This window comes from Pedobacter sp. UC225_61, assembly GCF_044452285.1.
GTDB lineage: Bacteria > Bacteroidota > Bacteroidia > Sphingobacteriales > Sphingobacteriaceae > Pedobacter.
The window spans coordinates 1417407-1441007 of the sequence record NZ_JBIOAL010000001.1 but is presented as its reverse complement, the minus strand read 5'-3'; the positions used below and the strand labels follow the sequence as shown (position 1 = coordinate 1441007).

At 33.6% G+C, this 23601-nt stretch carries 22 protein-coding genes; 9 read left to right on the top strand and 13 right to left on the bottom strand.

The window, feature by feature from the left end:
- Positions 1 to 8: 8 nt before the first annotated feature.
- The 7 genes from dut to ACHMWN_RS06920 are packed head-to-tail and all read right to left on the bottom strand — an operon-like array spanning position 9 to position 4962.
- Positions 9 to 440: a dUTP diphosphatase gene (gene dut / locus ACHMWN_RS06950; protein WP_397298944.1), complete on the bottom strand. Its 432-nt coding sequence runs from the start codon at positions 438 to 440 to the stop codon at positions 9 to 11.
- A complete protein-coding gene (locus ACHMWN_RS06945) occupies positions 440 to 1927 on the bottom strand; it encodes a lipopolysaccharide biosynthesis protein (RefSeq protein WP_397298942.1) in 1488 nt (495 codons plus the stop codon). The genes dut and ACHMWN_RS06945 overlap by 1 nt, the downstream gene beginning before the upstream one ends.
- Positions 1928 to 1971: 44 nt before the next feature.
- Positions 1972 to 2256 carry an acylphosphatase gene (locus tag ACHMWN_RS06940; RefSeq protein ID WP_397298939.1) on the bottom strand — a complete coding sequence of 95 codons (285 nt, stop codon included), beginning with the start codon at positions 2254 to 2256 and terminating at the stop codon, positions 1972 to 1974.
- A 5-nt stretch (positions 2257 to 2261) separates the two neighbouring features.
- A complete protein-coding gene (locus ACHMWN_RS06935) occupies positions 2262 to 2390 on the bottom strand; it encodes a hypothetical protein (RefSeq protein ID WP_397298936.1) in 129 nt (42 codons plus the stop codon).
- 23 nt (positions 2391 to 2413) lie between these two features.
- On the bottom strand, positions 2414 to 2791 hold the full coding sequence (locus tag ACHMWN_RS06930; protein ID WP_397298934.1) for a hypothetical protein: 378 nt from the start codon (positions 2789 to 2791) through the stop codon (positions 2414 to 2416).
- Positions 2792 to 2795: 4 nt separating this feature from the next.
- Complete coding sequence (locus ACHMWN_RS06925) at positions 2796 to 3749, bottom strand: NAD(P)H-dependent flavin oxidoreductase (protein WP_397298931.1); 954 nt, start codon at positions 3747 to 3749, stop codon at positions 2796 to 2798.
- A gap of 4 nt (positions 3750 to 3753) precedes the next feature.
- Positions 3754 to 4962, bottom strand: coding sequence for an amidohydrolase family protein (locus tag ACHMWN_RS06920; protein ID WP_397298928.1), 1209 nt, complete (start codon positions 4960 to 4962; stop codon positions 3754 to 3756).
- A 6-nt stretch (positions 4963 to 4968) separates the two neighbouring features.
- On the opposite strand from ACHMWN_RS06920, the gene ACHMWN_RS06915 reads away from it, so the two are divergent.
- The 4 genes from ACHMWN_RS06915 to rlmN all read left to right on the top strand — a co-directional run bounded on the left by ACHMWN_RS06915 (position 4969) and on the right by rlmN (position 8769).
- Entirely contained in the window at positions 4969 to 5658 is a 690-nt protein-coding gene (locus tag ACHMWN_RS06915; protein WP_397298925.1) for a helix-turn-helix transcriptional regulator, read from the top strand.
- 342 nt (positions 5659 to 6000) lie between these two features.
- A complete protein-coding gene (locus ACHMWN_RS06910) occupies positions 6001 to 6498 on the top strand; it encodes a DinB family protein (protein WP_397298923.1) in 498 nt (165 codons plus the stop codon).
- Between the two features lie 115 nt (positions 6499 to 6613).
- Positions 6614 to 7594, top strand: coding sequence for a 23S rRNA pseudouridine(2604) synthase RluF (gene rluF / locus ACHMWN_RS06905; RefSeq protein ID WP_397298921.1), 981 nt, complete (start codon positions 6614 to 6616; stop codon positions 7592 to 7594).
- 119 nt (positions 7595 to 7713) lie between these two features.
- Positions 7714 to 8769 carry a 23S rRNA (adenine(2503)-C(2))-methyltransferase RlmN gene (gene rlmN, locus ACHMWN_RS06900; protein WP_397298918.1) on the top strand — a complete coding sequence of 352 codons (1056 nt, stop codon included), beginning with the start codon at positions 7714 to 7716 and terminating at the stop codon, positions 8767 to 8769.
- A 9-nt stretch (positions 8770 to 8778) separates the two neighbouring features.
- Here the strand turns inward: rlmN and ACHMWN_RS06895 are convergent, their stop codons facing one another.
- Both ACHMWN_RS06895 and ACHMWN_RS06890 read right to left on the bottom strand, forming a co-directional pair.
- Positions 8779 to 9396, bottom strand: a complete 618-nt coding sequence (locus tag ACHMWN_RS06895; protein WP_397298916.1) for a hypothetical protein — start codon at positions 9394 to 9396, stop codon at positions 8779 to 8781.
- 117 nt (positions 9397 to 9513) lie between these two features.
- Positions 9514 to 9729: a hypothetical protein gene (locus ACHMWN_RS06890; protein ID WP_397298913.1), complete on the bottom strand. Its 216-nt coding sequence runs from the start codon at positions 9727 to 9729 to the stop codon at positions 9514 to 9516.
- A 112-nt stretch (positions 9730 to 9841) separates the two neighbouring features.
- On the opposite strand from ACHMWN_RS06890, the gene ACHMWN_RS06885 reads away from it, so the two are divergent.
- The 3 genes from ACHMWN_RS06885 to ACHMWN_RS06875 all read left to right on the top strand — a co-directional run bounded on the left by ACHMWN_RS06885 (position 9842) and on the right by ACHMWN_RS06875 (position 12416).
- Positions 9842 to 10198: a helix-turn-helix domain-containing protein gene (locus tag ACHMWN_RS06885; RefSeq protein WP_397298912.1), complete on the top strand. Its 357-nt coding sequence runs from the start codon at positions 9842 to 9844 to the stop codon at positions 10196 to 10198.
- A gap of 131 nt (positions 10199 to 10329) precedes the next feature.
- Positions 10330 to 11028, top strand: a complete 699-nt coding sequence (locus ACHMWN_RS06880; RefSeq protein WP_397298910.1) for a ComF family protein — start codon at positions 10330 to 10332, stop codon at positions 11026 to 11028.
- A 2-nt stretch (positions 11029 to 11030) separates the two neighbouring features.
- Positions 11031 to 12416, top strand: a complete 1386-nt coding sequence (locus ACHMWN_RS06875; protein ID WP_397298908.1) for a hypothetical protein — start codon at positions 11031 to 11033, stop codon at positions 12414 to 12416.
- A 108-nt stretch (positions 12417 to 12524) separates the two neighbouring features.
- On the opposite strand, the gene ACHMWN_RS06870 is transcribed toward ACHMWN_RS06875, so the two are convergent.
- Both ACHMWN_RS06870 and glyA read right to left on the bottom strand, forming a co-directional pair.
- The gene (locus tag ACHMWN_RS06870) at positions 12525 to 15293 is read right to left on the bottom strand and encodes a PAS domain S-box protein (RefSeq protein WP_397298906.1); all 2769 of its coding nucleotides are present in this window, start codon (positions 15291 to 15293) and stop codon (positions 12525 to 12527) included.
- A 16-nt stretch (positions 15294 to 15309) separates the two neighbouring features.
- The gene (gene glyA / locus ACHMWN_RS06865) at positions 15310 to 16581 is read right to left on the bottom strand and encodes a serine hydroxymethyltransferase (RefSeq protein WP_397298903.1); all 1272 of its coding nucleotides are present in this window, start codon (positions 16579 to 16581) and stop codon (positions 15310 to 15312) included.
- A 160-nt stretch (positions 16582 to 16741) separates the two neighbouring features.
- On the opposite strand from glyA, the gene dxs reads away from it, so the two are divergent.
- Together dxs and ACHMWN_RS06855 are read left to right on the top strand one after the other, a co-directional pair.
- Positions 16742 to 18670, top strand: a complete 1929-nt coding sequence (gene dxs, locus ACHMWN_RS06860) for a 1-deoxy-D-xylulose-5-phosphate synthase (RefSeq protein WP_397298900.1) — start codon at positions 16742 to 16744, stop codon at positions 18668 to 18670.
- Positions 18671 to 18720: 50 nt separating this feature from the next.
- Positions 18721 to 19650: a GDP-L-fucose synthase family protein gene (locus ACHMWN_RS06855; RefSeq protein WP_397298898.1), complete on the top strand. Its 930-nt coding sequence runs from the start codon at positions 18721 to 18723 to the stop codon at positions 19648 to 19650.
- A gap of 318 nt (positions 19651 to 19968) precedes the next feature.
- Here the strand turns inward: ACHMWN_RS06855 and ACHMWN_RS06850 are convergent, their stop codons facing one another.
- Both ACHMWN_RS06850 and ACHMWN_RS06845 read right to left on the bottom strand, forming a co-directional pair.
- Positions 19969 to 21570, bottom strand: a complete 1602-nt coding sequence (locus ACHMWN_RS06850; protein ID WP_397298897.1) for a gliding motility protein RemB — start codon at positions 21568 to 21570, stop codon at positions 19969 to 19971.
- 29 nt (positions 21571 to 21599) lie between these two features.
- Positions 21600 to 23534, bottom strand: a complete 1935-nt coding sequence (locus ACHMWN_RS06845; protein ID WP_397298895.1) for a polysaccharide biosynthesis protein — start codon at positions 23532 to 23534, stop codon at positions 21600 to 21602.
- Between the last annotated feature and the right edge of the window lie 67 nt (positions 23535 to 23601).

Sequence of the window (23601 nt, the reverse complement as noted above, 5' to 3'; positions counted from 1 at the left end):
ATAAAACTCTATTTACCTGTGTGCCCATACCCTCCTGCGCCACGAGCAGTATCATTTAATTCTTCGACACTTTCCCAACTAATGGTTTCGTGTTTTGCAATTACCATTTGCGCAATTCTATCGCCATCATTTATCACAAAATCTGTATCTGATAAATTTACCAATAACACCTTAATTTCACCACGATAATCTGCATCTATAGTTCCTGGAGAATTTACAATTCCAATCCCATGCTTAAATGCTAATCCACTACGTGGTCTAATTTGTGCTTCGTAACCAATCGGTAATTCTATATGCAAACCTGTTGGAATTAAAAGACGTTGCAAAGGTTTAATTGTAATTTGCTCTGGTGTAAATGCTCTTAAATCCATACCCGCAGCATGAGCAGTTTCGTAAGCAGGTAAAGGGTGTGTAGAGTTATTGATGATTTTTATCTTCATTATTTTGTCGTCAGTATTCTTTTAATGTTATCTTTTTCCATAAAATATATCCCTACCAAAAACAGCGCTAAAAGACCATTTCCAATATAAATATTTTGTTTAAACACATAAAATGATAAATATACCAAACCCAAAGAAGCGCTTAAATAAGCTATCATTCTTTTTAAATTATATGGTATTGGATAAAATTTCTGTCCTAAAATGTAAGAGATAATCATGATGATGAAATAAGCCATCATACTTACCCAAGCCGATGCCATATAGCTGTATTTTGGAATAAGTATAATATTCATCACAATAGTAAAAATTGCGCCAACTAAAGAGATATATAAACCATATCGCGTTTGATCTGATAAACGATACCAAACTGCCAAATTCATATAAATACCCAAACAAACATAGCCAAAAAGCAAGAAAGGAACTGCTGGTAAACCAACCCAATATTTTGCGGCAATGAAATGTTTTAACAAGTCAATATTTGCAATTAAACCCACAAATAAAATCGCCAAAGCCAACACAAAATAATTGAGAATATTGGCGTACGTAGTCTTTGCATTCTCATTTTTGGAATGGCTGAAAAAGAAAGGTTCTGCTCCAAGTCTGAACGCTGTATTAAATATGCTGATGAAAATTGCTAGCTTACAAACTGCGCCATAAATACCTGTTTCATGATCTGCAATAGTAGCTGGAAGGTATTTACTTAACAATATTTTATCAAGGTTTTCATTAATAATAAACGACAAATTAGCTACTAAAATTGGCCAGCTGTAAGCGAGCATTTTATAGAAAAGTTCTTTATCAAACTTAAATTGGATTTGTTTAAATTCTGGAATTAATAAAATGAAGGTGGATATACTTGCAACCAAATTAGCAACAAAAACATAGCCAATCCAACTAGGTTTAAACCAAGTAGCCAACCATGTTGCGCCCACTAAATTTTGTTTAATAATTGCAGGAATAACATAAATAAATATCAAGTTTAATCCTACAAAAACACCAATGTTTAAAAATTTAACAATGCTATATTTAAGTGGTTTTCCATCTGCTCGTAATTTTGCAAATGGGATTACACAAATTGCATCTGTAAATAATATCCAAATTAGATATTGAACATATTTCCGTTGTTCGTCATAATTTGCAAGACCATCACTGCTAGAAGTAAATCTTGTAAAATAGTCTGTAAAAACTAACCCAGTAATTAGAAATAGAATAGAAATAAAGGCAATAACTAAAAAGCTATTGTTGTAAACCTCTTGCTTTTTTTCTTCATGTTTATTTAGGTAACGAAAAAAGGTAGTCTCCATGCCAAAAGCCAAAACTGCGTTGATAATGGAAGCATAACTAAACATTTTAGTGAAAATACCATATACACCTTCTGCATAAACTCTGGTATAAATGGGGGTTAAAATAAAGTTGAATAGCCTTGAAAATATGGTACTTATACCATAAATCATTGTTTGACCAGCAAATTTTTTATATACAGACAATTTTATTTTACATTTTAGAGGTTAGATATAATTGTATATCAGATTTACCAAAGCAAGTTCTTTTTTACAACTTCAAAGTTGCGATAATTTTTAAGTTCTCCATCTACAACTTCTACATTTTCTACTTTAGCCTTATCTGGCCCTTCTTTACACCAATCCAAAAACATTTCTAATGTAGTTTTGTCCGCCTCTGCTTCAATGTAAACTGATCCATCTTTTTCATTTTTCACCAAACCCTTTACTCCCATTTGATCTGCCACAGCCTTAGTGCTTGCCCTAAAAAAAACACCTTGAACTTTCCCTATTACTTTTATGTTGATGTGCTTCATTATAATTATTTAGTGCTTTTTATCTCTGTTTTCAATTTTTCTTGCTGCATATTTTTAGCTTTCTTCTTTACCAAAATGATGGCTACCACAAGTAAAATGACTGTTATTAGCGCTAATATTCTTTTTAAAATCATTTGTAAATATTAAAATGTTTAGGTTAAACTGGACTTCCAAAAACAACTTTCCCGAATAAAATGGCAAGAATGCTGTAGATAATTACTGGTACCAATAGTATTTTAATATCTGTGTGTGCCGTAAAAAATTTAATCAACGCTAAACTACTAACCACATAATGAATTAAGTTGCCTATAGCGACTGGTCGGCTATAAATTCCTCCAATTAAATTAGCTTTTGCTGTCCAATTAAGAAAACCAAATCCAAAATAAATCGCACCAAGAATTTGAATGATTAGAGGAAGAACACTTGTTTCACTAACTCCCATAAATTGCAAAATCTCATTGGGAAGAAATGAGCATAATACACCAACAGCCAACATGGTAAGGGCACTAAAAGTCATTAATATTTTTGTGTTCATTATATTAATTTTCAAATTTAAGGTTAGACAACATTTGTTGTTCCTTCAAAAACTCATCCCAAATTTCGTGTAAAATATCAGTGGCAGGTTTAATTTTATCCAGCATAGCCGATACCTGTCCAATTTCCAATTCCCCTTGTTCCATGTCACCTTCAAACATACCCAATTTTGCTCTTGCCCTACCTAAAAGTTCCATAAGTTTTTCAGTAGTTGCACCTTGCGCTTCGGCTTGTGCAACAGCATCTGCAAATTCATTTTTAAGTAAGCGTACTGGCACTAATTTTTTCATTCGCAATTTAGTATCGCCTTCAGCAGAAGAAATAATTTTCTCTTTAAAATTTGGATGTGCTGACGATTCTTCAGCAACGGCAAAAGCCGAGCCTATTTGAACGGCATCTGCGCCTAATGCGAATGCAGCTAGCATTGCTTTACCACTACCAATTCCACCAGCCGCAATTACAGGAATTTTAACCGCAGCTTTAATCATCGGAATTAAACACAACGTTGTCGTTTCCTCTCTTCCATTATGTCCACCAGCTTCAAAACCTTCAGCTACGACAGCATCTACTCCACATTCCTGAGCTTTTAACGCGAATTTAGTATTGGCAATTACATGAACTACAGTCATGTTTTTTTCTTTTAGCAAGGGAGTCCAAGTTGCTGGATTACCAGCAGATGTAAATACAATTTTCACGTTTTCCTCGACCAAAATATTCATAATCTCCTGAACATTTGGATAGAGCAATGGCACATTTACAGCGAAAGGATTTGATGTTGCAAGTTTGCATTTACGAATGTGCGTTCGCAACACTTCTGGATACATAGAACCTGCACCAATTATTCCCAAACCACCAGCATTAGAAACTGCCGACGCCAATTTCCAACCGCTGCACCAAACCATTCCTGCTTGAATAATAGGATATTTAATAGTGAAAAGTGTAGTAATGCGATTAGCCATTTTGCTAAAATAAACGTTTTATAGTGGTTTCTTTAGTAATAATTCCGTTTTCAGCATTGCTGATTAAAACTATACCAGGCTTTTTACCTGTTTCTAAACTTCCATATTGCGATTCAATTCCCAAAAATTCTGCTCCGTTTAATGTTGCCCATCTCAACAATTCTTCAAAAGAAATACTTTTATGTTCTTGCAAAGTTTGCATTTCTTTTAAAATATTTAATTGATGATTGCTTGCCAAACTATCGGTCCCTAAAGTAATTTTTAAGTGTTCGGCCTTTAATACATCTACATCAGGCAATGAGTTTTCAATATATAAATTAGCATTTGGACATAAACACCAATACAGTTTTTGATGTTCTTTTTTGGTGAAATCTATATCAGCTTTACTACTAAATGTATTATGAACCAATAAGGTATTTACCTTTTTTGAAAGTTGTGGCAGGTGATAGTTTAAAGAATTTTTGTTCGAATTATGTGCATCACTTTGTGCTATTCCAAGCTCAGCAAAAAATTCTGCAAATTTTCCTGTTCCAGTTTCAAAAAGTTCGTTTTCTCCTATCGTTTCTTGATTGTGAATAGTTAAAATATCATCGTCATTTGTTACTTTTTTTATCTCATTAAAAAGTGAGCTAGAAACAGAATATGGAGCATGTGGGACAACAGATGCTTTTAGTGGTGCAAAATCTTTTTTTAATTGTAACCCTTGTTCAAGAATGGGTTCAGAAGGATGGTTAAATCCAAAGACTTCCACAAAAGTGTGATAATAGAGTTTACTATTTAATTTAACTGATTTAGAAATTAATAGGTTTGAAATATCGCCTACAGCTGCAATTCCATTTTCGTACATTTCTTGATCAGCATTTTGCATAGCCAATATCATTTCCTCTTCCGGCTGTTGCCGCAAACCTAATATCTGTTTAATAAAACCTGTTAGTCCAGTCTTTTCTGGAATCTTTCCCTGCAAATGTGATAACTCTAAATGGCAATGTGTATTGACAAATCCTGGCACTATGATGCCATCGTAATACTGAATAGTTCCAATTCCCTGTGCTTCATCTTGCGTTAAAACAGCATTGATACTTCCATCTTCATTAATTTCAAGTACTCCATTTTTAAGTGGCGCATTACTGACAGGATAAACTACATTTGCCGAGATATACATGCAGCAAATTACGCTATAATTAGCTAATTTGGCAATTAGTAAATTACCCAATATTTGATGAACCGCATTGATAGACTTTTTGGAATTTTAATACTCTTGCAGTCAAGAAAATACGTGACTGCCGAAAAAATTGCTAATCAATTCGACATTAGTGTGCGTACGGTTTACCGAGATATGAAAGCGCTTGGCGAACAAGGCATTCCGCTGAGTTTTGAGCAACATAAAGGTTACTTTATTGTACAAGGTTATTTTTTACCACCTATTTCTTTTAATTCTGATGAAGCAAATGCATTGTTATTAATGGAACGTTTTTTAGGTGGTTTTGCAGATAAATCTATCGCTCAACATTACACATCTGCACTAAATAAAGTTAAAACTGTACTTCGTACTGCGCAAAAAGAAAAATTAGAGCTCTTAAATGATAACATTAAACTACAATTGCCCGAACGATTAATCAATGATTTCGAATATCTATCAGTTCTACAAAATGCCATTTCTGTCAAATGCATCATCGAAATCGAGTATAAAAATAATAAAGATGAAGTTAGCAAGCGAGAGGTAGAGCCAATCGGACTGATTTTTTATGCATTTAGCTGGCATTTAATTGCATGGTGTCATTTAAGAAATGAGTACCGCGACTTTAAGTTAACTAACATCATCACTATAAAATGTTCTGAAATTCCTTTCAAAAAAACAACTCATATGTCATTAAATGACTACATGAAACTACTTCCTGTTAACTATTAACTTAAAGTCCGATTTTATAGAAATGCAGGTAGTTTGATTAATTGAACACTAAGGTTATTGAGTAGTTTAAGCTTGGCTTTCGTTATAGTAAGTCCGCATCTAGTCCGCATCTAGTCCGCGTATTATTGAGAAATAGCGGAACTCGAGGTGGATTGTAAGTGTAGTTGTATAGGTCAAGACATAAATAGAACTACTTATATGATATTATAGGGTTTATGTCATCTCCATTTGGGTGGAAATGATAGCCCTTAAAAATGATTTCAACTTTTTTATTTCTTTTTTTACGCTGCCATAGGGTTGTCAGTCGGCTCACTTTTCTTTGTGTTATAAAACAGAGAAATTATGAACATTATTGAATTATTATTAAAAGAATTAGAAAGCGAAGCGCAAACTACTCGTAAATTTTTAGCATTGGTTCCATTTGATAAACCAGAATGGGCTCCACATGAAAAAAGCATGAAAATGATGCCATTGTCAACTCATATTGCAGAGTTACCCAGCTGGATAAGCTTAGGTTTAACAACTGATGAGTTAGATTTTGCCACTGCCCCTTATGAACCTATTGTAGTAAATAATAATGAAGAATTACTAGCACTATTTGAAAAAAGTTATGAAGGCGCAAAAGAAGAATTGGCGAAAGCAAAAGAAGAAGAATTAACTAAAAGATGGGTTTTACGTAATGGTGAACAAATTTTGAGTGACATGGATAAATATGGAATTATTCGCATTGCATTTAGTCAAACAACTCACCACAGAGCTCAATTGGGTGTTTACTTTCGTTTATTAAATATTCCAGTTCCTTCAAGTTATGGGCCAACCGCCGACGATCAGAGTTTTTAAACCTTTTTCACATAGGCACATCAGATTTATAACGATGGGCCTATGTTTCTACGTAGTTGTACTCTATAGATGTGTTAAAATGTTAACTTTGTAGCTAAATTACTAATTCTACTCAATGTCTGATTCTACAACACGATTAAATAAATACATTAGCGAAAGCGGTTTATGCTCAAGAAGAGCTGCTGATAGATATATTGAGCAAGGTCAGGTTTTTATTAATGGCCGTAAAGCTAAAGTGGGCGATAAAGTATTTTTTGGCGATTTAGTAAGTGTAAATGGCAATAACATTGAACCCAAACAGGCTGAAAACTCTATTCTTTTAGCATATAATAAACCTGTTGGTATTACAAGCACAACGGAAGCTAATGTAAAAGGAAATATTGTAGATCATGTAAATCATAGCGAACGTGTTTTCCCCATTGGGAGATTAGATAAAGATTCACAGGGGCTAATTTTCTTAACCAACAATGGTGATTTAGTGAATAAGATTTTGCGAGCTGGCAATAATCACGAAAAAGAATATATTGTAACTGTAAATAAACCTTTAACCGATCAATTTATTGAAGGGATGAGTAAAGGTGTGCCTGTTTTGGGCGTAATGACTAAAAAATGTAAAGTGACTAAAGAAAGTCCTTTTATTTTTAAAATTACATTAATACAGGGTTTAAATCGTCAAATACGTAGAATGTGCGAGCATTTTGGCTTTGAAGTAACGAAGTTAGAAAGAACACGTATTATGAATATTACGCTTAAAGGTTTAGCCGTAGGCGATTGGAGAGAATTAACAGAAGAAGAACAAACTGAAATATTCAAATTGGTTGCTAAGTCTAGTTCAGAAAAACCAGTTGTACCTAAACGCGTTACTAAAAAATCAGCACAAGAAAAAGAAGAAAGGCCTGCACAACGCTTTGCCAAAGATAAAACTCGTGGTTCAAAACCAAAAGATGATTCTAAAGCTTCAAGTTCTTCATCAAGAGGTGGAAGTTCGCCTAGTTCTGATTGGTTTAAATCTGGACCAAGTAAACGACCAACTCGCCCATCAAATGGCAAACAAGGTGCACCAGGTGCAAAAACTCGTAGCCCAAAAAAGAAATAACGTTAAAAGCACAAGCTATTATCTAAAGGCCTAGATATAAAGTCATTTTATAGTTGAAATTAATATCGCAACAATCAACTCATAAACCATAATACAAAATTTAGTTACCTTTGCACTTAATGGTTAGCACTAAGAAAATAGATATTCGTTCGTTGGATTTGCCAAGTTTGCAACAACATTTCACAGAAATGAAGGAACCTGCGTACCGAGCAAAACAAGTCTATCAGTGGCTTTGGGAGAAATCTGCCAGAAGTTTTGAGGAAATGAGCAATCTATCTAAGGATCTTCGTAAAAAGTTAGATGAAAACTATTCCATCAACGTTGTTGAAATAAATAGTGCTCAATTTAGTAATGATCATACCATTAAAAACGCATTCCGTTTATACGATGGCAACATTGTTGAAGGTGTTTTAATTCCTACCGAAGAACGCATGACAGCTTGTGTAAGTTCACAAGTCGGTTGCAGTTTAACCTGTAAATTTTGTGCAACTGGTTATATGGATCGCAAACGCAATCTTAACGCTGATGAAATTTACGACCAAGTTGTTTTAATAGATCAACAGGCTAAGAAAAATTACAATATTCCACTTACCAATATTGTGTACATGGGCATGGGCGAGCCTTTATTGAACTATGCCAATGTTTTAAAATCAATTGAGCGAATTACCGCTCCGGATGGTTTAAATATGAGCTACAAACGGATTACCGTTTCTACTGCTGGCATTGCAAAAATGATCAAAAAATTGGGTGATGATAGTGCAAAGTTCAACTTAGCACTTTCTTTACATGCGGCAAACGATATAAAACGCCACGAAATTATGCCCATAACTGAGCATAATTCATTAAAAGCTTTGGCTGAAGCACTAAAATATTATTTCCAAAAAACTAAAAATCCGGTTACGTACGAATACATTGTATTTAATGGTTTTAATGATGAAATCGAAGATGCAATGGACCTTGTTAAATTCTGCAAACATGTGCCTTGCAAGGTGAATTTAATTGAATATAACCCAATTCAATTTGCAGATTTTATTAATGCAGAAGGCGATAAAATTGATGCTTTTGCAACTTATTTGCGTAATCATGGCGTAAATACAAATATCAGACGCAGTCGGGGTAAAGATATTGATGCGGCTTGCGGACAATTGGCGGTTAAAGAAGAAGCAAAGGCTTAGAGCGCTAATTTAATCGCCCAACATTTTCGATATTTCTTTCCCCTCATTTGAGCTTTTCACTTTTTCAGATAATTTATTAAACCATAATTTACATTCTATATAATTGAAAAAGCTTGAACCGTCTATAACGTTTTGCACTAATGTCTTCAAAAAGATTAATGATACTGGAGAATTCGAGTGCTGTTCAAAAAAATTTGTATATTTTCTTGTTTTTATTGTAACATACATATCATCAATATCTTTATTTAAACTCTTCCCTTTAACTATTGCATTTTGCGTTTTGTCAATAAGTGAAATTTGTACGGTATCTTCCAAAGCAATGATTCTGCTTCCATTTACATAACCGTATTCGGGACTTTCCAACAGTTCCTTATATGTACTCAATAAATAAGTATTAAAATTTAGCATCAAAATTTTAAAACCGTTGGGTTTATCAATTTCAATATTAAACTTATGATCAATTATTGGTGAACTTAGTAAAACTTTTGTTTGAGGGTCGTAAAAATAAACATATTTATATGCCCAATCAGAAGCAGTTGTACCATAAATCAAGGACTTTTGACTAAAACCTTTAACTGTTAACAATATAACCACAAAAGCAGTTAAAAAAATATTTTTCGTTTTCATTTTTTACTAAAGTAATGCATAAGCTTTGAATTATTAGGTTTTAGTATATTTCATACTAATTTGAAAGCCATCCATTCAAGATGGCTTTCAAAGATTTATATGCTCTTAAAATAATTCTTAAGGAGTCATATCCTCATAAAGGGCGTCACAAATTGCTTTATTAATCTCATTTTGGGCTTCATTATTCCCATAAATTCCTGAACCTCCATTTTTACCATCATAACACATTTGAAGATATGTTTCTGCACTTATAATTCCTCCCATTACATTTTTCATTTCGTCTCTGCTAAGTGTAGTAGCACTATCGAAGCCATTTAGATTTAAATTTTTCATTGTTTATTTTTTTTAAGTTAGCAATAAAGCTAAATACTAGATTTTACCTTATGTAATTTTTTATGAATAAGTTTATTCACGGATTTATAATTATTAAATTTTATTTTGAATTATGATTAATGATAAAATATTGTCAAAAAGAGAAATGAAAACCATTTTTGGAAGTTCTGAATATATTCGGAAATATAGAGATGAAGTTTGCCTTTCTCAAGAGTATATGGCAAGTCGCTTAGGTATTAGCCAAAGTACGTACCAAAAAATAGAAACTGGTACAGTTAAAGTTAGTAGAGAACGTTTGGCAGAAATAGCAGAAATTTTAGGCAAACAAATTATAGACTTTGAAAGACCAAGTCTCAAAGATTTAGGAAAAGAAGACATTTTAGCTTTAAAAGAAATTATAACAATTCAAGCGAACGAAATAGAAAGATTAAAAAACCTTCTAAATCAAAAAGAAACCGCCGAGAATTAGTTTACAGTTTTTACCAACAGATACCCTTGGCACAATTGGCAATTTGCAGTCTATCTATTCCCATTCCCCATTCTGTATTTTCCATCTTCATCTTTAATTCCATTTTAATAAGAAATTTGCTAAATTGAATTATGATAACTGTAAAACGTTTAGCCACAGATATAATCGGATTGCTTTTCCCAGAGTTATGCAATGCTTGCGGTACGCATTTATATTACGGAGAAAAGGAAATTTGTACCAAATGTTTGTACGACTTACCTTATACAGATTATCATTTGTACACCGATAATCCAGTTGCTAAGCAATTATGGGGTCGATTACCTTGCAATGCTGCAATGGCAATGCTTTATTTTAGAAAAGGCACAAAAGTTCAAAACTTAATGCACAGTTTAAAATACAAAGGGCAAACTGATGTTGGCGTAAGATTGGGAAATCTGTTGGGTGAAAAATTAAAATTAAGTAACCAATACGATGGTATAGACTTGATTATTCCTGTTCCACTTCATCCAAAAAAAGAAAAAATACGAGGGTATAATCAAAGTGAATTTATAGCGAAGGGCATAGCCGAAATTCTAGCTGTTCCAGTTAGCACAACTCATTTATTACGTGATAAATCTACAGATAGTCAGACTAAAAAATCACGATATATACGTTACGAGAATATGCGATCGGTTTTTAACATCTATCATGCAAAACAAATAGAAAACCTACACGTTTTGCTAGTGGATGACGTAATTACAACAGGTGCAACATTAGAAGCTTGTGGTAATGCTTTATTAACCATAGGCATTAAAAAATTAAGTATAGCAGCAATTGCTTTTGCAAAATAATTATGCGTTTAAAATTACTATTTCTAGGTATTGTTCTTAGTTTCTTCTTTGCTGCTTGCAATAAGGATGAGGATGTTACTTTTGATTTAGATGCAAAGGTTAATTTTTCTATCGACAGTGTTTTATTCGATACCGTTTTTACTTCCATTGGTTCTAGCACCAGACGCTTAAAAGTTTATAATCCGAATGCAAAAGCAATCAATATCAATAACATAAAATTGAGCGGAGGTAATGCTTCAGCGTTTAGCTTAAATATTAATGGTATGGCAGCCCCAGAAACGAGCGATTTAAAGATAAATGGTAACGACTCAATAAACGTCTTTATAAAAGTCAATATTAATCCTACGAATCAAAGCTTACCATTTATTGTACAAGATTCAATTCTGTTTTATTTTAATGGCAAAAAGCAAAGCATCCCTCTGGTAGCTTACGGACAAAACGCTAATTTTATAAATAGCAATACAATCCAAACCAATACAACTTGGAATAGTAAACTTCCTTATTTAATTTATAAATCAGTAACTGTTGCTAAAGACGCTAACTTAACAATAGCTCCTGGCACAAAAATTCTCTTCCATGGCAATTCTACCATGAGTATTAAAGGAACGCTAACAGCAGTAGGCACTAAATCGGATAGTATTTTATTTGCAGGTGATCGACTAGAAAAATTATATATGGATGAAACTGGTCAATGGAATGGGCTTCATTTTTATCCGGAAAGTAAAAATTCTCAAATCAATTATGCGATTATAAAAAATGGTGTGGCTGGCATTACCGTAGATTCGTTATCAGAAAATAACAAGCCAAAGCTTTTATTAACCAATAGCATTATTAAAAACATGGAAGTGGTTGGCTTTTTAGGTTATCAAACAGAGTTGACAGCCTTTAATAACCTCTTTTTTAACTGTGGTCAGTACTTGTTGTATGGTGTAGGTGGCGGTGTATACAATTTAAAGCAAAACACTTTTGTGGGCTACAATCTAAATTTTCCTAGAAAGACCGCAGCAGTTTATTTATCAGATTATATTAGCAATACTCAATCTGCTAATTTAACAGCAGAACTTTATAATAATATTATTTGGGGCAATTTAGTTGATGAATTTACAATTGATAAAAAAGATTCGAAGACAACTGTTATAGCAACTATAAAAAATAATTTATTAAAAGTTTCTACTATGACCTATGCTACTAATGGAAACATTTTAAATATGGATCCTTCATTTACGAACCCTGAAATGGGAAATTTTAAATTGAACAAAGTTAGTCCGGCTAATAATAAAGGGTTTAATTTAAGTTCAGATGTATATTTTAATACTTATTTGCACAAAGACTTAATTAATAAAGCAAGAATATTTCCCTCTGAAATAGGTTGTTATGAAAATAATTAAAAAAATTATAACCTTTTTTAAAACAATTGGTATTTGCTGGCGTTTATTATTTTGAGAGCGTTAATTTAGATGGTAAGGGTCGATATTTCTTCATGGAATATCGGCCCTTTACTTTTTTAAGTAAACTGCCAAAACCTCTTTAATTTCTTCAGGATTAAATGGCTTTAAAATATGACCATTCATCCCAGATTCTTTAAACTTCATATTCTCGTTATGCAAGGTTGAAGCTGTTAATGCGATAATCGGTAACTTTTTATAATAGTCACCAGAAATTTCGCGGATAATACGAGTGGTGTCAAAACCGTCAATACCAGGCATCCGTATGTCCATAAATACCAAATCGTAATTAGTATTTACAATTTTATTGATCGCTTCTTCTCCATTAGTTGCAAAGTCTATAATCAATCCCCATTTACTTAAGAATCTTTTTGCAATTAAGATGTTTACTTCATTATCATCAACTACAAGTATCTTTTTCCCAGTAAATGCACTTTGTTTAGCCAAAACTGCGGGCGCTAAAACAGTATCTGATATTTTCTTGAAATCAATAATAAAAGAGAATAAGGTTCCTTTACCTTCTGTACTTTCTACTTTAATTTCAGAATTATGAAGCTTTAATAATCTTTTAGTAATGGCAAGACCTAAACCTGTGCCTCCGTATTTTCTAGAAATATCCGAACCTGCTTGCGTAAAAGTTTCAAAAATATACGATTGCTTATCTTTAGGAATGCCAATTCCAGTATCCTTAATTTCAAAGCAAATCGAGCAAGAATCAATAGTGTTATGTTTTAATTTTACTTTAAAATCTATTTTACCCTTGTCTGTAAATTTAATCGCATTACCTAACAGATTTACAATCACTTGATACAATCTGGTTTTATCTCCCAATAATTGCTCAGGAACTCTATCGTCATATATTAAAGTGAGTAAATTTCCCTTTTTGGCAGCATTAACCTGTAAAGAGTTGGTAATATCTACGCATAAGGTATGCAAATCAAAAGGAATAGATTCCAATTCCAGATTACCTGTTTCAATCTTTGTAAAATCAAGTATATCATTAATAATATTTAATAAATTCTCTCCTGAAAATTTCAGAATATTCAAATCATCAATTTGCGATGGCTTGGGATGATTATCCAATAATAAATGGGTCATTCCTATTATAGCATTTAAAGGAGTTCTAATTTCATGACTCATTACCGAAAGAAACATTTCTTTTGCTTCGCTTAATTGTAATGCTTGTTCGCGAGCCTCCACCATTTCTCTTTCTACTTGCTTACGCTGAGTAATATCATAAATGAGCTCAACTTGTCGTTCTAATTGACCCATTGCATTAATAATTGGTGTATTAGCTACAGACAGCCAAATAGGTGTGCCATCCTTTTTAAGTGCTAAGACCTCAATTGTATAAGCTTGTTTGTTGGCGGCTTTTTCTCTAGCACTAGAGATGAGTTCTTTATCAGTATCTGCTGTTGATAAGACGTCACCTAACATTTTTCCTGAGAGCTCCTGCAATGAATATCCTATCAAATGTTCTAATGCTTCATTTACCCAGGTAATTTCTCCATTTTGATTAGCTATAGTTACACCAGTATTAGTTTTACTAGCAACCAACGATAAAATTTGTAGTTCCTCTTCGGCTTTTTTCTTTTCAGTGATATCAATAATAATTTCAACCTCAGTTTCTACTTTACCTTCCTCATCTAAAACAACCGTGTTGTATATTGATAACCATATTGGTTGTTTATCCTTCCGATAAGCTAAGATATCTACAGTAAAAGATTGCTTTTTTTGAGTAAGCGCTCTAGCATTTTCTATCAGCGACCAATCAGTTTCAGGGCCACTTATTAAATCTCCTAATGGCTTGCCTTTTAAATCTTCGAGGTTAAAACCCGTTATTTTTTCAAAAGCTTCATTAACCCAAGTCACATTATTATCGGCATCATTAATAACAACACCATTATTTACTTTACTAGCAACAAATGAAAGTTTGGTTAACTCACTTTCAACCTTTTTTCGCTCAGTAATATCTCTTCCATAAGAATACCAACGATCGTCTTTGAACACCATTCCCCAACCAATCCATCTCACCTGTCCAGTTTTACTTACTAATCTAAAATCGATGTTAAACTGTTTATCTTTATTTTTTAACCCCTTTTCAATAGCATAAACAGTTCTATCAACATCTTCACGGTAACAATAACTCCACATGCTATGTCCAATCACCTCATCTACTGTATAACCGAGCATAGGAGTAACAGCGTCATTTATAAAAAGTATTGCACCACTCCTATCCAAAATACAATGAATTTCTGGAGAGGCAGTGAATATGTCTACAAACTCATCAAAACGCTTAGTCTGTGCTTCTAATTGTAGATTTTTTCTTTTTAATGCGAGTTGTGCTACAACTTGAACTGCTAAGGTTTCTAAGGCTTCAAACTGATTTTCTTTTAAATTTCTAGGCTCATAATCTAATAAACACAAACAACCCAATGCAAAACCTTCTGCGTCTTTTAAGGGAGCGCTTGCATAAAAACGAATATTATCAACATAAGCATATTTAGGATTGTTTGCAAATTCTGGCTCCAACTGCACATCAGGTACTACAAAGATATGATCGTACATCATTGTATGCTGGCAAATTGCCATTTCCCTAGGTATTTTTTTATACTCAGGACTAATACCAATTGCAGAACGAAGAATAATATGATCTCGATCTACAAATGCAACATAAGCCATAGGTACATTAGCAATTTGTGCTGCTAATTTCACCAGGTTATCCAATTCATTAGCTAATCCATCTCCCAAAATATCATAAGAATACAAAGCTTTTAAGCGTTGTTCCTCATCTTCAGGAGAAATAGGATTAGTAAACATGTGTTAACGAGAAATTTTATTTATACAGGGGAAAGCGATTAACTAAAGCTAATACTTTTTCTCTCACTTGTTGAAGATTATTTTCATCTTCCGGCTGAGTTAAAACTTGGTCGATCAAATCTACAATTTGCTCCATTTCTGTTTCTTTAAATCCTCTACTGGTTATTGCTGCTGTACCTACACGCATACCAGAAGTTACAAATGGAGATTTATCATCAAAAGGAACCATGTTTTTGTTCACTGTAATATCAGCATTTTCCAACGCCTTCTCAGCTAGTTTACCTGTTATATTTTTATTACGAAGATCAATTAACATCAAATGATTATCTGTACCACCAGAGATAATGCCGTATCCTTTTGCTACAAAAGCCTTCGCCATCGCTTGTGCATTTGCACCAACCTGTTTAATATACGTTAAATATTCATCAGATAAGGCTTCGCCAAAAGCAATTGCTTTAGCAGCAATGATATGCTCTAATGGTCCGCCTTGCGTACCTGGAAAAACAGCCATATCCAGCAAGGCTGACATCATTTTTATTTCGCCTTTTGGAGTTTTTAATCCCCATGGATTTTCAAAATCCTTACCCATCATAATCATTCCACCACGTGGACCGCGTAACGTTTTGTGTGTTGTAGTGGTTACAATATGACAATGTGGAAGTGGATTTGCCAATAATCCCTTTGCAATGAACCCAGCTGGATGAGAAATATCTGCTAAAACTAACGCACCAATTTTATCTGCTACTTTACGAATAAACGCATAATCCCATTCTCTAGAATAAGCTGATGCACCGCAAATAATCAGTTTTGGTTTCTCTGCTAAAGCAACTTCCTCCAATTTTGCATAATCAATTAAACCATCTTCTTTTTTAACTCCATAAAAATGTGGTTGGTACAACTTGCCAGAGAAATTTACTGGAGAGCCATGAGTTAAGTGTCCACCATGTGAAAGATCAAATCCTAAAATTTTATCTCCTGGCTGAATAACGGCTAACATAACCGCAGCATTTGCTTGCGCACCAGAATGAGGCTGTACATTTACCCATGCTGCACCAAATAATTTTTTTGCTCTTTCAATAGCTAGATTTTCTATTTCATCTACTACCTGACAACCACCATAGTAGCGTTTACCTGGTAAGCCTTCTGCGTATTTATTAGTTAACACCGAACCTGCAGCTTCCATTACTTGTTTGCTTACAAAGTTTTCTGATGCAATTAGTTCAAGGCCATGCTCTTGTCTATCTAATTCCTTATCAATTAAGTCAAAAATTAAAGTATCTCGTTTCATTTATGGGAATGTATTTTTGGTAAAAATAATAAATTATTGCTTAATTGTTAGTTGGTTAGGTCTTTTGTTAAGTGAGTGGTTAGCTGAAAAAACCAAAAAACCAAAAAACAAGCTAAAAGTATTAAACAAAATACCGTAATTTGTACTTTTAAAATAGTGCATGGAAATCAAAACCGGAGCTTTATTATCTACGATCAACTATCCTGCTGACCTAAAGCAATATAGCGAGCAAGACTTAGAGCAAATTTGTCAAGAATTGCGTCAATATATTATTGATGTTGTAAGTGTAAATGGAGGACATTTTGGTGCAAGTTTAGGTGTAGTAGAGTTAACGGTTGCCTTACATTATGCATTAAACACACCTTACGATAAACTAGTTTGGGATGTTGGTCATCAAGCGTATGGTCATAAGATCTTAACAGGAAGAAGAAATCAGTTCCATACCAACCGTATTATAAATGGCATAAGTGGTTTTCCAAAAATCAGCGAAAGCGAATATGATACATTTGGAGTAGGTCATTCCTCTACTTCTATTTCCGCTGCTTTAGGTATGGCCGTTGCATCTCATTATAAAGGTGAAAAAGATAGACAACACGTTGCTGTAATTGGCGACGGTGCAATGACGGCAGGTTTAGCTTTTGAAGGGTTAAATCATGCAGGTATCGAAAATTCAAATCTGTTAGTGATTTTGAATGATAACTGCATGTCTATCGATCCAAATGTTGGTGCATTAAAAGAATACTTAACTAGCATTACCACCTCTAAATCCTATAATCGTTTTCGCGACGATGTATCTAATGTATTAACCAAACTGTCTGAGCTTGGTCCAAATGCACATAAATACGTTAAGAAAATAGAAAAGAGCATTAAAGGCACTTTACTTAGACAAAGTAATTTATTTGAAGCGTTAAATTTCAGATATTTTGGCCCTGTAGATGGTCATGACGTGAAGCGTTTAGCATCTATTATAAAAGATTTATCTGCTATTCCTGGCCCAAAATTGTTGCATTGTGTAACAGTAAAAGGCAAAGGTTTCGCATTGGCGGAAAAAGACCAAACGAAATGGCATGCTCCAGGTCTCTTTGATAAAATTACAGGAGAAATTAAAAAATCAGTTCCAGACAAACCTCAGGCACCTAAATACCAAGATGTATTTGGCCATACCATGGTTGAGTTGGCAGAAACGAATAAAAAAATTGTAGGTATTACTCCTGCTATGCCATCAGGTTCATCTTTAAATATCATGATGAAAGCGATGCCAGACCGTGCTTTTGATGTAGGTATTGCCGAACAACACGCTGTTACTTTTTCAGCCGGATTAGCTACACAAGGTTTAGTTCCTTTTTGCAATATATACTCAAGTTTTATGCAAAGAGCTTATGATCAGGTTATCCACGATGTGGCGATACAAAATTTAAATGTAGTATTTTGTTTAGATAGAGCTGGTTTAGCCGGATCTGATGGCGCAACCCATCATGGTGCTTACGATTTAGCTTATATGCGTTGTATTCCAAATATGGTTGTTGCCTCTCCTATGAATGAAGAGGAATTACGCAATTTGATGTTTACGGCACAACAAGAAAACATGGGACCATTCACCATTCGTTATCCACGTGGAAATGGAGTGATGCCAGATTGGAAACGCCCCTTTAAAGCATTAGAAATTGGAAAAGGACGTAAAATTTGTGACGGTGAAGATGTGGCCATTTTATCAATTGGACATGTAGGTAATTTTGCGGTTGAAGCTTGCCAAGAATTAAGTACTGAAGGCATCCATCCTGCTCATTATGATTTACGTTTTGTGAAGCCTTTAGACGCCGCTCTACTGCATGATGTGTTTAAAAGGTATACGAATATCATCACAATAGAAGATGGCTGTGTACAGGGTGGAATGGGTAGTGCCATTTTAGAATTTATGGCCGATAATAATTATAAAGCAAATGTGGTACGCCTAGGTATTCCAGATGAATTTATTGAACATGGCGAACAACCTGAGCTTTGGACATTATGTGGCTATGATAAAAACGCCATTATTACTGCTGTAAAAAAAATAGCAGTAAGTCGTACAACTAAAACTATGGCTTCTTAGTCTAAGTTTATCATTGAAAGCGAAGAATATCAGTAATAAACTCAACATTAGTGGAAAAGAATTCAAAAATATACATTGCTGGTCATAGAGGAATGGTTGGTTCAGCCATTTATCGTAAACTTCAAAAAGAAGGTTTTGTAAATCTTATCACTAGAACTTCAGATGAATTAGATTTAAGAAATCAACAAGCAGTCACGGATTTTTTTAAACTAGAAAAACCAGATTATGTTTACTTAGCAGCAGCAAAAGTTGGCGGCATCATAGCGAACAATACTTATCGTGCAGATTTCTTATATGAGAACTTGGCTATACAAAATAATGTTATCCATCAATCTTATGTAAACGGTGTTAAAAAATTAATGTTTTTAGGTTCAAGTTGCATTTATCCAAAATTAGCTCATCAACCCTTAAAAGAAGCATATTTGTTAACTGGCTTATTAGAAGAAACGAATGAACCCTATGCTATAGCTAAAATCGCAGGGATTAAGATGTGCGATGCCTATCGTGCTCAATATGGTTGTAACTTCATTTCTGTAATGCCAACAAATTTGTATGGCTATAATGACAATTATCATCCCCAAAACTCTCATGTACTACCTGCGTTAATTAGGAAATTTGATGAGGCTAAAAAAACTGGTGCCACTGAAGTTGTTATTTGGGGATCCGGCAAACCAATGCGTGAATTTCTATTTGCAGATGATTTAGCAGATGCCTGTTATTTTTTAATGCAAACTTATAATGAGCCTAATCTTATTAATGTAGGTACCGGTGAAGACTTAACTATAAACGAGTTGGCCTTATTAATAAAAGAGGTGATTGGTTTTAAAGGAGGCTTAACATTTGATAGCACAAAACCTGATGGAACACCTAGAAAATTAATGGACGTTTCTAAATTACATGCTTTGGGTTGGAAGCATCAAATCGAACTAAAAGACGGATTAATGTTAGCTTATCAGGATTATTTAAGCAAACACGCTTAACAAAACATTAATGCAATTTTATTTTTTAGAATTTACAGTCTTGTAAACCCATACATATCTACCCTTAATACATCTTGGACACCAATATATTCGAATTGGTAAGAAGCCTAAAACATTTTTTAATAAAAACCCTCGTGGTATCTGATAATGAAAATCAGAACCACATACTCTGCATTTGTGATCTTGGTAACCCATAAAGTAATTATTCCGGTTTAACACTTCGCAAATACTTTCCCAAAGAAATAATTAAGGCGGGTAAAAGTAAGTAGGTAGATGAAAATGTTAATACGTGCGCAAGTTAGCCAACTAAACCGACTATTAAAAATCCTGATAAATATTTCTGAATGTACTCCTCAATCCAAAAGTTAGTTGACCAGTACGTTCCATACCTAAACTATTTTTTTCTGTTCTTATAATCCCTCCAACTTCAAATCTTAAATTATATTTAGGATTAAGCAAATAAGAAACTCTACCATCTAGGTAATAAAAATTCGTTTTTAAACCACCAGTTGTGTGGTATCCATCATCTTGCTTACGGGTAAGATATGATTCATTGATATCTTTACCGAAGTTTTCTCCATTTTGATTTAAGCCATATTGAGCATAATTTCCTTGTCCATAAAATCCCCAACGGCCTAATTGATAATTCCAAATCGTCAAGAATTCTCTAAAATTAGCCCCCATTGGATGAGCTAGTGCTTCTGCATAATTTCCATAATTTAAAATAGAAGTACGCTGAGAATATGTAAATGGTCTGGCAGTATTAAACTCAACTAAGTAGTTTAAATTAGTCACTTTAAAAGCATCAAATCCTTTAAAACCTAATTGAAAGGCGGATTTATTAGCCCAATAGCCCGTACCCTTAAATACTTGTTTAGCTGTAAACTCATCTAAAGCTAACTGGCCATAAACAGTTCCATTACTAAATAATTTATACTTAGCCGTTAAACCCAATAAAGCGTTGTCGGGTGAATTATTCATTCCTTCTACAGTTCTTAAAAAGATAACAGGATTCAAATAAGAAACATCAAATCCTCGTTTGCCTTTCTCGTCTGCATCCTGCCAAATAATCGAATCAAAAAAACCGAAGGATAACCTATTAGTTACATTCCAGTCTAAATAATGAAATGCACCCCATTTTTTCCTAAATCCATTGTCCTGAGAAAGTTGAGGGCTGGTTGGATCTTGAAATTGAGCCCACATTACCATATACTTTACATTGCCAAGAGTAGTAGTTATCTTAAAATATGGATAGGCAGCAGAAACGTCAGACAATAAAGTAGAACGATAACCATCGCCAATAAAATTTTTATCGTGTGCTAGCGTAAAAGTAAAATATTTATTTGCAGTGTAATTTAAAACGGCTGTAGCATAGGCCCAATCTTTAACCGTTCTTTTTGGGCTTTCATAGAAGAACTTATCGTTTACCATTCCTGGAATTATATTCTTGGTATTAATGTAATTGTTCAAATAATAATTAAACTGAGCTTGATTTTCAAATCCGCTACTATAGAATGAGAACTTTTTACCAATAGTACCGCCTATTTGATATCCACGTGTATTATTCCATGTTGTAATGGCATGGCTAAAATCTCTACCAATTTGAAAATCTGGAAGAAAATCAATATAAACCGTGTAATCTTCACGATTTATTTCTACTAAATGTTCATTGAATAATTTACGTGCAACCCATGAACTACGAGTTTGATCGGCTTCACTCATCAAAAGAGAATCTAATTGACGTGTTAAAGTTGTATCATCACCTATAACTGGTTTTAAAGAGGTGTGAAATCTAGTATCTAGACTGTATAATGAACGATTTAATCGTTGGTATTGATTATAACTATAAGGGATAATTTGTTGAGCAGTGACATAAAAAGTTGAAAAGACCAGTAGTAGTCCAAAAATATATTTTTTCATAGTAATAGATGTGATTTAGCTGGGAGAGATTAGACCTGTTGGTCTAATTCTTCGAAAATAGAGTTCTTGCTTTTGTATTCTCTTACTAGATCCTTCATAGCCATAACAACTTGACGATCATCATTTCTCTTAGCATGATCTAGTAACTTATAAATTTGTTGTTCAATTTCAGAAAAAACATATTCGCGTACCTTGCCAATCATAATCTTTTCATGATGTGTAGGCATTGTATTTTCGTTATCATTCAACAATTCTTCAAATAATTTTTCACCAGGTCTTAATCCAGAGTATTGAATTCTAATATCTTGATTAGGCACTAATCCCGCTAGTCTAATCATTTTCTTAGCTAGCTCAACTATTTTTACAGATTTACCCATATCAAATATGAATATCTCGCCGCCCTTACCCATACATCCTGCCTCCAAAACCAAGCGACAGGCCTCTGGGATAGTCATAAAGTAACGAGTAATCTCTGGATGAGTAACTGTAACAGGCCCGCCCTTTTCAATTTGTTGTTTAAAGCGAGGAATAACAGACCCATTTGAACCCAACACATTTCCAAATCGTGTGGTAATAAATTTAGTAATAGGTTTTACGCTTAATTCATTAATGTAACTTAATCCGTTGCTAAATATAAATTGATCAGTACTTAATGAATTATTAAGCGACTGCACATAAATTTCTGCAATACGTTTCGATGCACCCATCACGTTAGTAGGATTTACGGCTTTATCCGTTGAAATCATGACGAACTTTTGAACCCCATGTTTTACGGCTAAATCTGCAATCGTTTTTGTCCCTAGCACATTTGTTTTTATAGCCTCAGAAGGATTATCTTCCATTAAAGGCACATGCTTATAAGCTGCAGCATGATACACGTAATGAGGCTTATAGGTCTCAAAAAGATGGTTCATTCTTTTCTCATCCCTTACATCTCCAACAAAAGCATGAAAATTTGTACTCGCATGCGTTTCTTCTAACTCTAAATAAATATGATGTAAAGCTGTTTCAGATTGATCACAAAGAATGATTAAACCTGTTTCAAACTTAAGTAACTGCCTAACAACCTCGCTACCGATAGAGCCCGCAGCACCTGTAATTAATATTCTTTTATCTTGTAATTGATTTTGAATAGATTCGATATCAATTTGAATGGGCTTTCTATTTAGTAAGTCTTCAATATTGATATTTTGTATTTGTGTAGTGTGTAGTTTCCCACCTGCCCAAACATCAGCTGGAGGTATATTTAGTACTACAACTTCGTTTTCTAAGCAAACATCTACAATTTGATTTTTCCGTTCGATTGGAATACTATATGAAGCAAAAATTAACTCATCTAATTCATGTTCCTTGATTAATTCTTCTAATCTTCCAGCAGCAATAATTTTAATTCCATCTATTGTCTTGCCTACTTTACGATCATCATCATCTACAAAAGCCATAATGGTTTTATTCACCTTTCCATCATGGTCAAATGTACGTTTTGTTGCTAATCCGGCCTCACCTGCACCATAAATAATAACTTTCCTTTTATCTAAATTTAAGTTTTTAATGTATAGAAAAAAGTACTTAATCATTACTCTATAGGTAATCAAAAGGAGAAAACTTGCTAAGCCATTAGTTACTAAAATAGCATTCGAAATAAGCGAAGTTTGTGAAAAAGAGATAAAGAAGAGATTGATAACAAAAAAGGTCCCATTTGCTACAAGAACAGAAAATAAAATCCTAAAAGAGTCTTGTGCACTGGTATACCTTACAATACCTGTATATGTTTTTACATTTACAAAAACAGCACAATTAATACAGCCTAAAATTAAAATATTTCTATATAATTCTGGAAAACCAATAGCACTTACATCTAAATTCTGTCTTAAACTATAGGCACATACCAAAGAAAAAGTACAGATAATTAAATCAAGTAAAAAAATAATCCACCGAGGAACTATATTAATTTTTGTAAACAAAATCCTATAAGCTTTAATTTTTGTAAAGTTAAGTATAATATATAAATATTATACCAACTAATTGCCC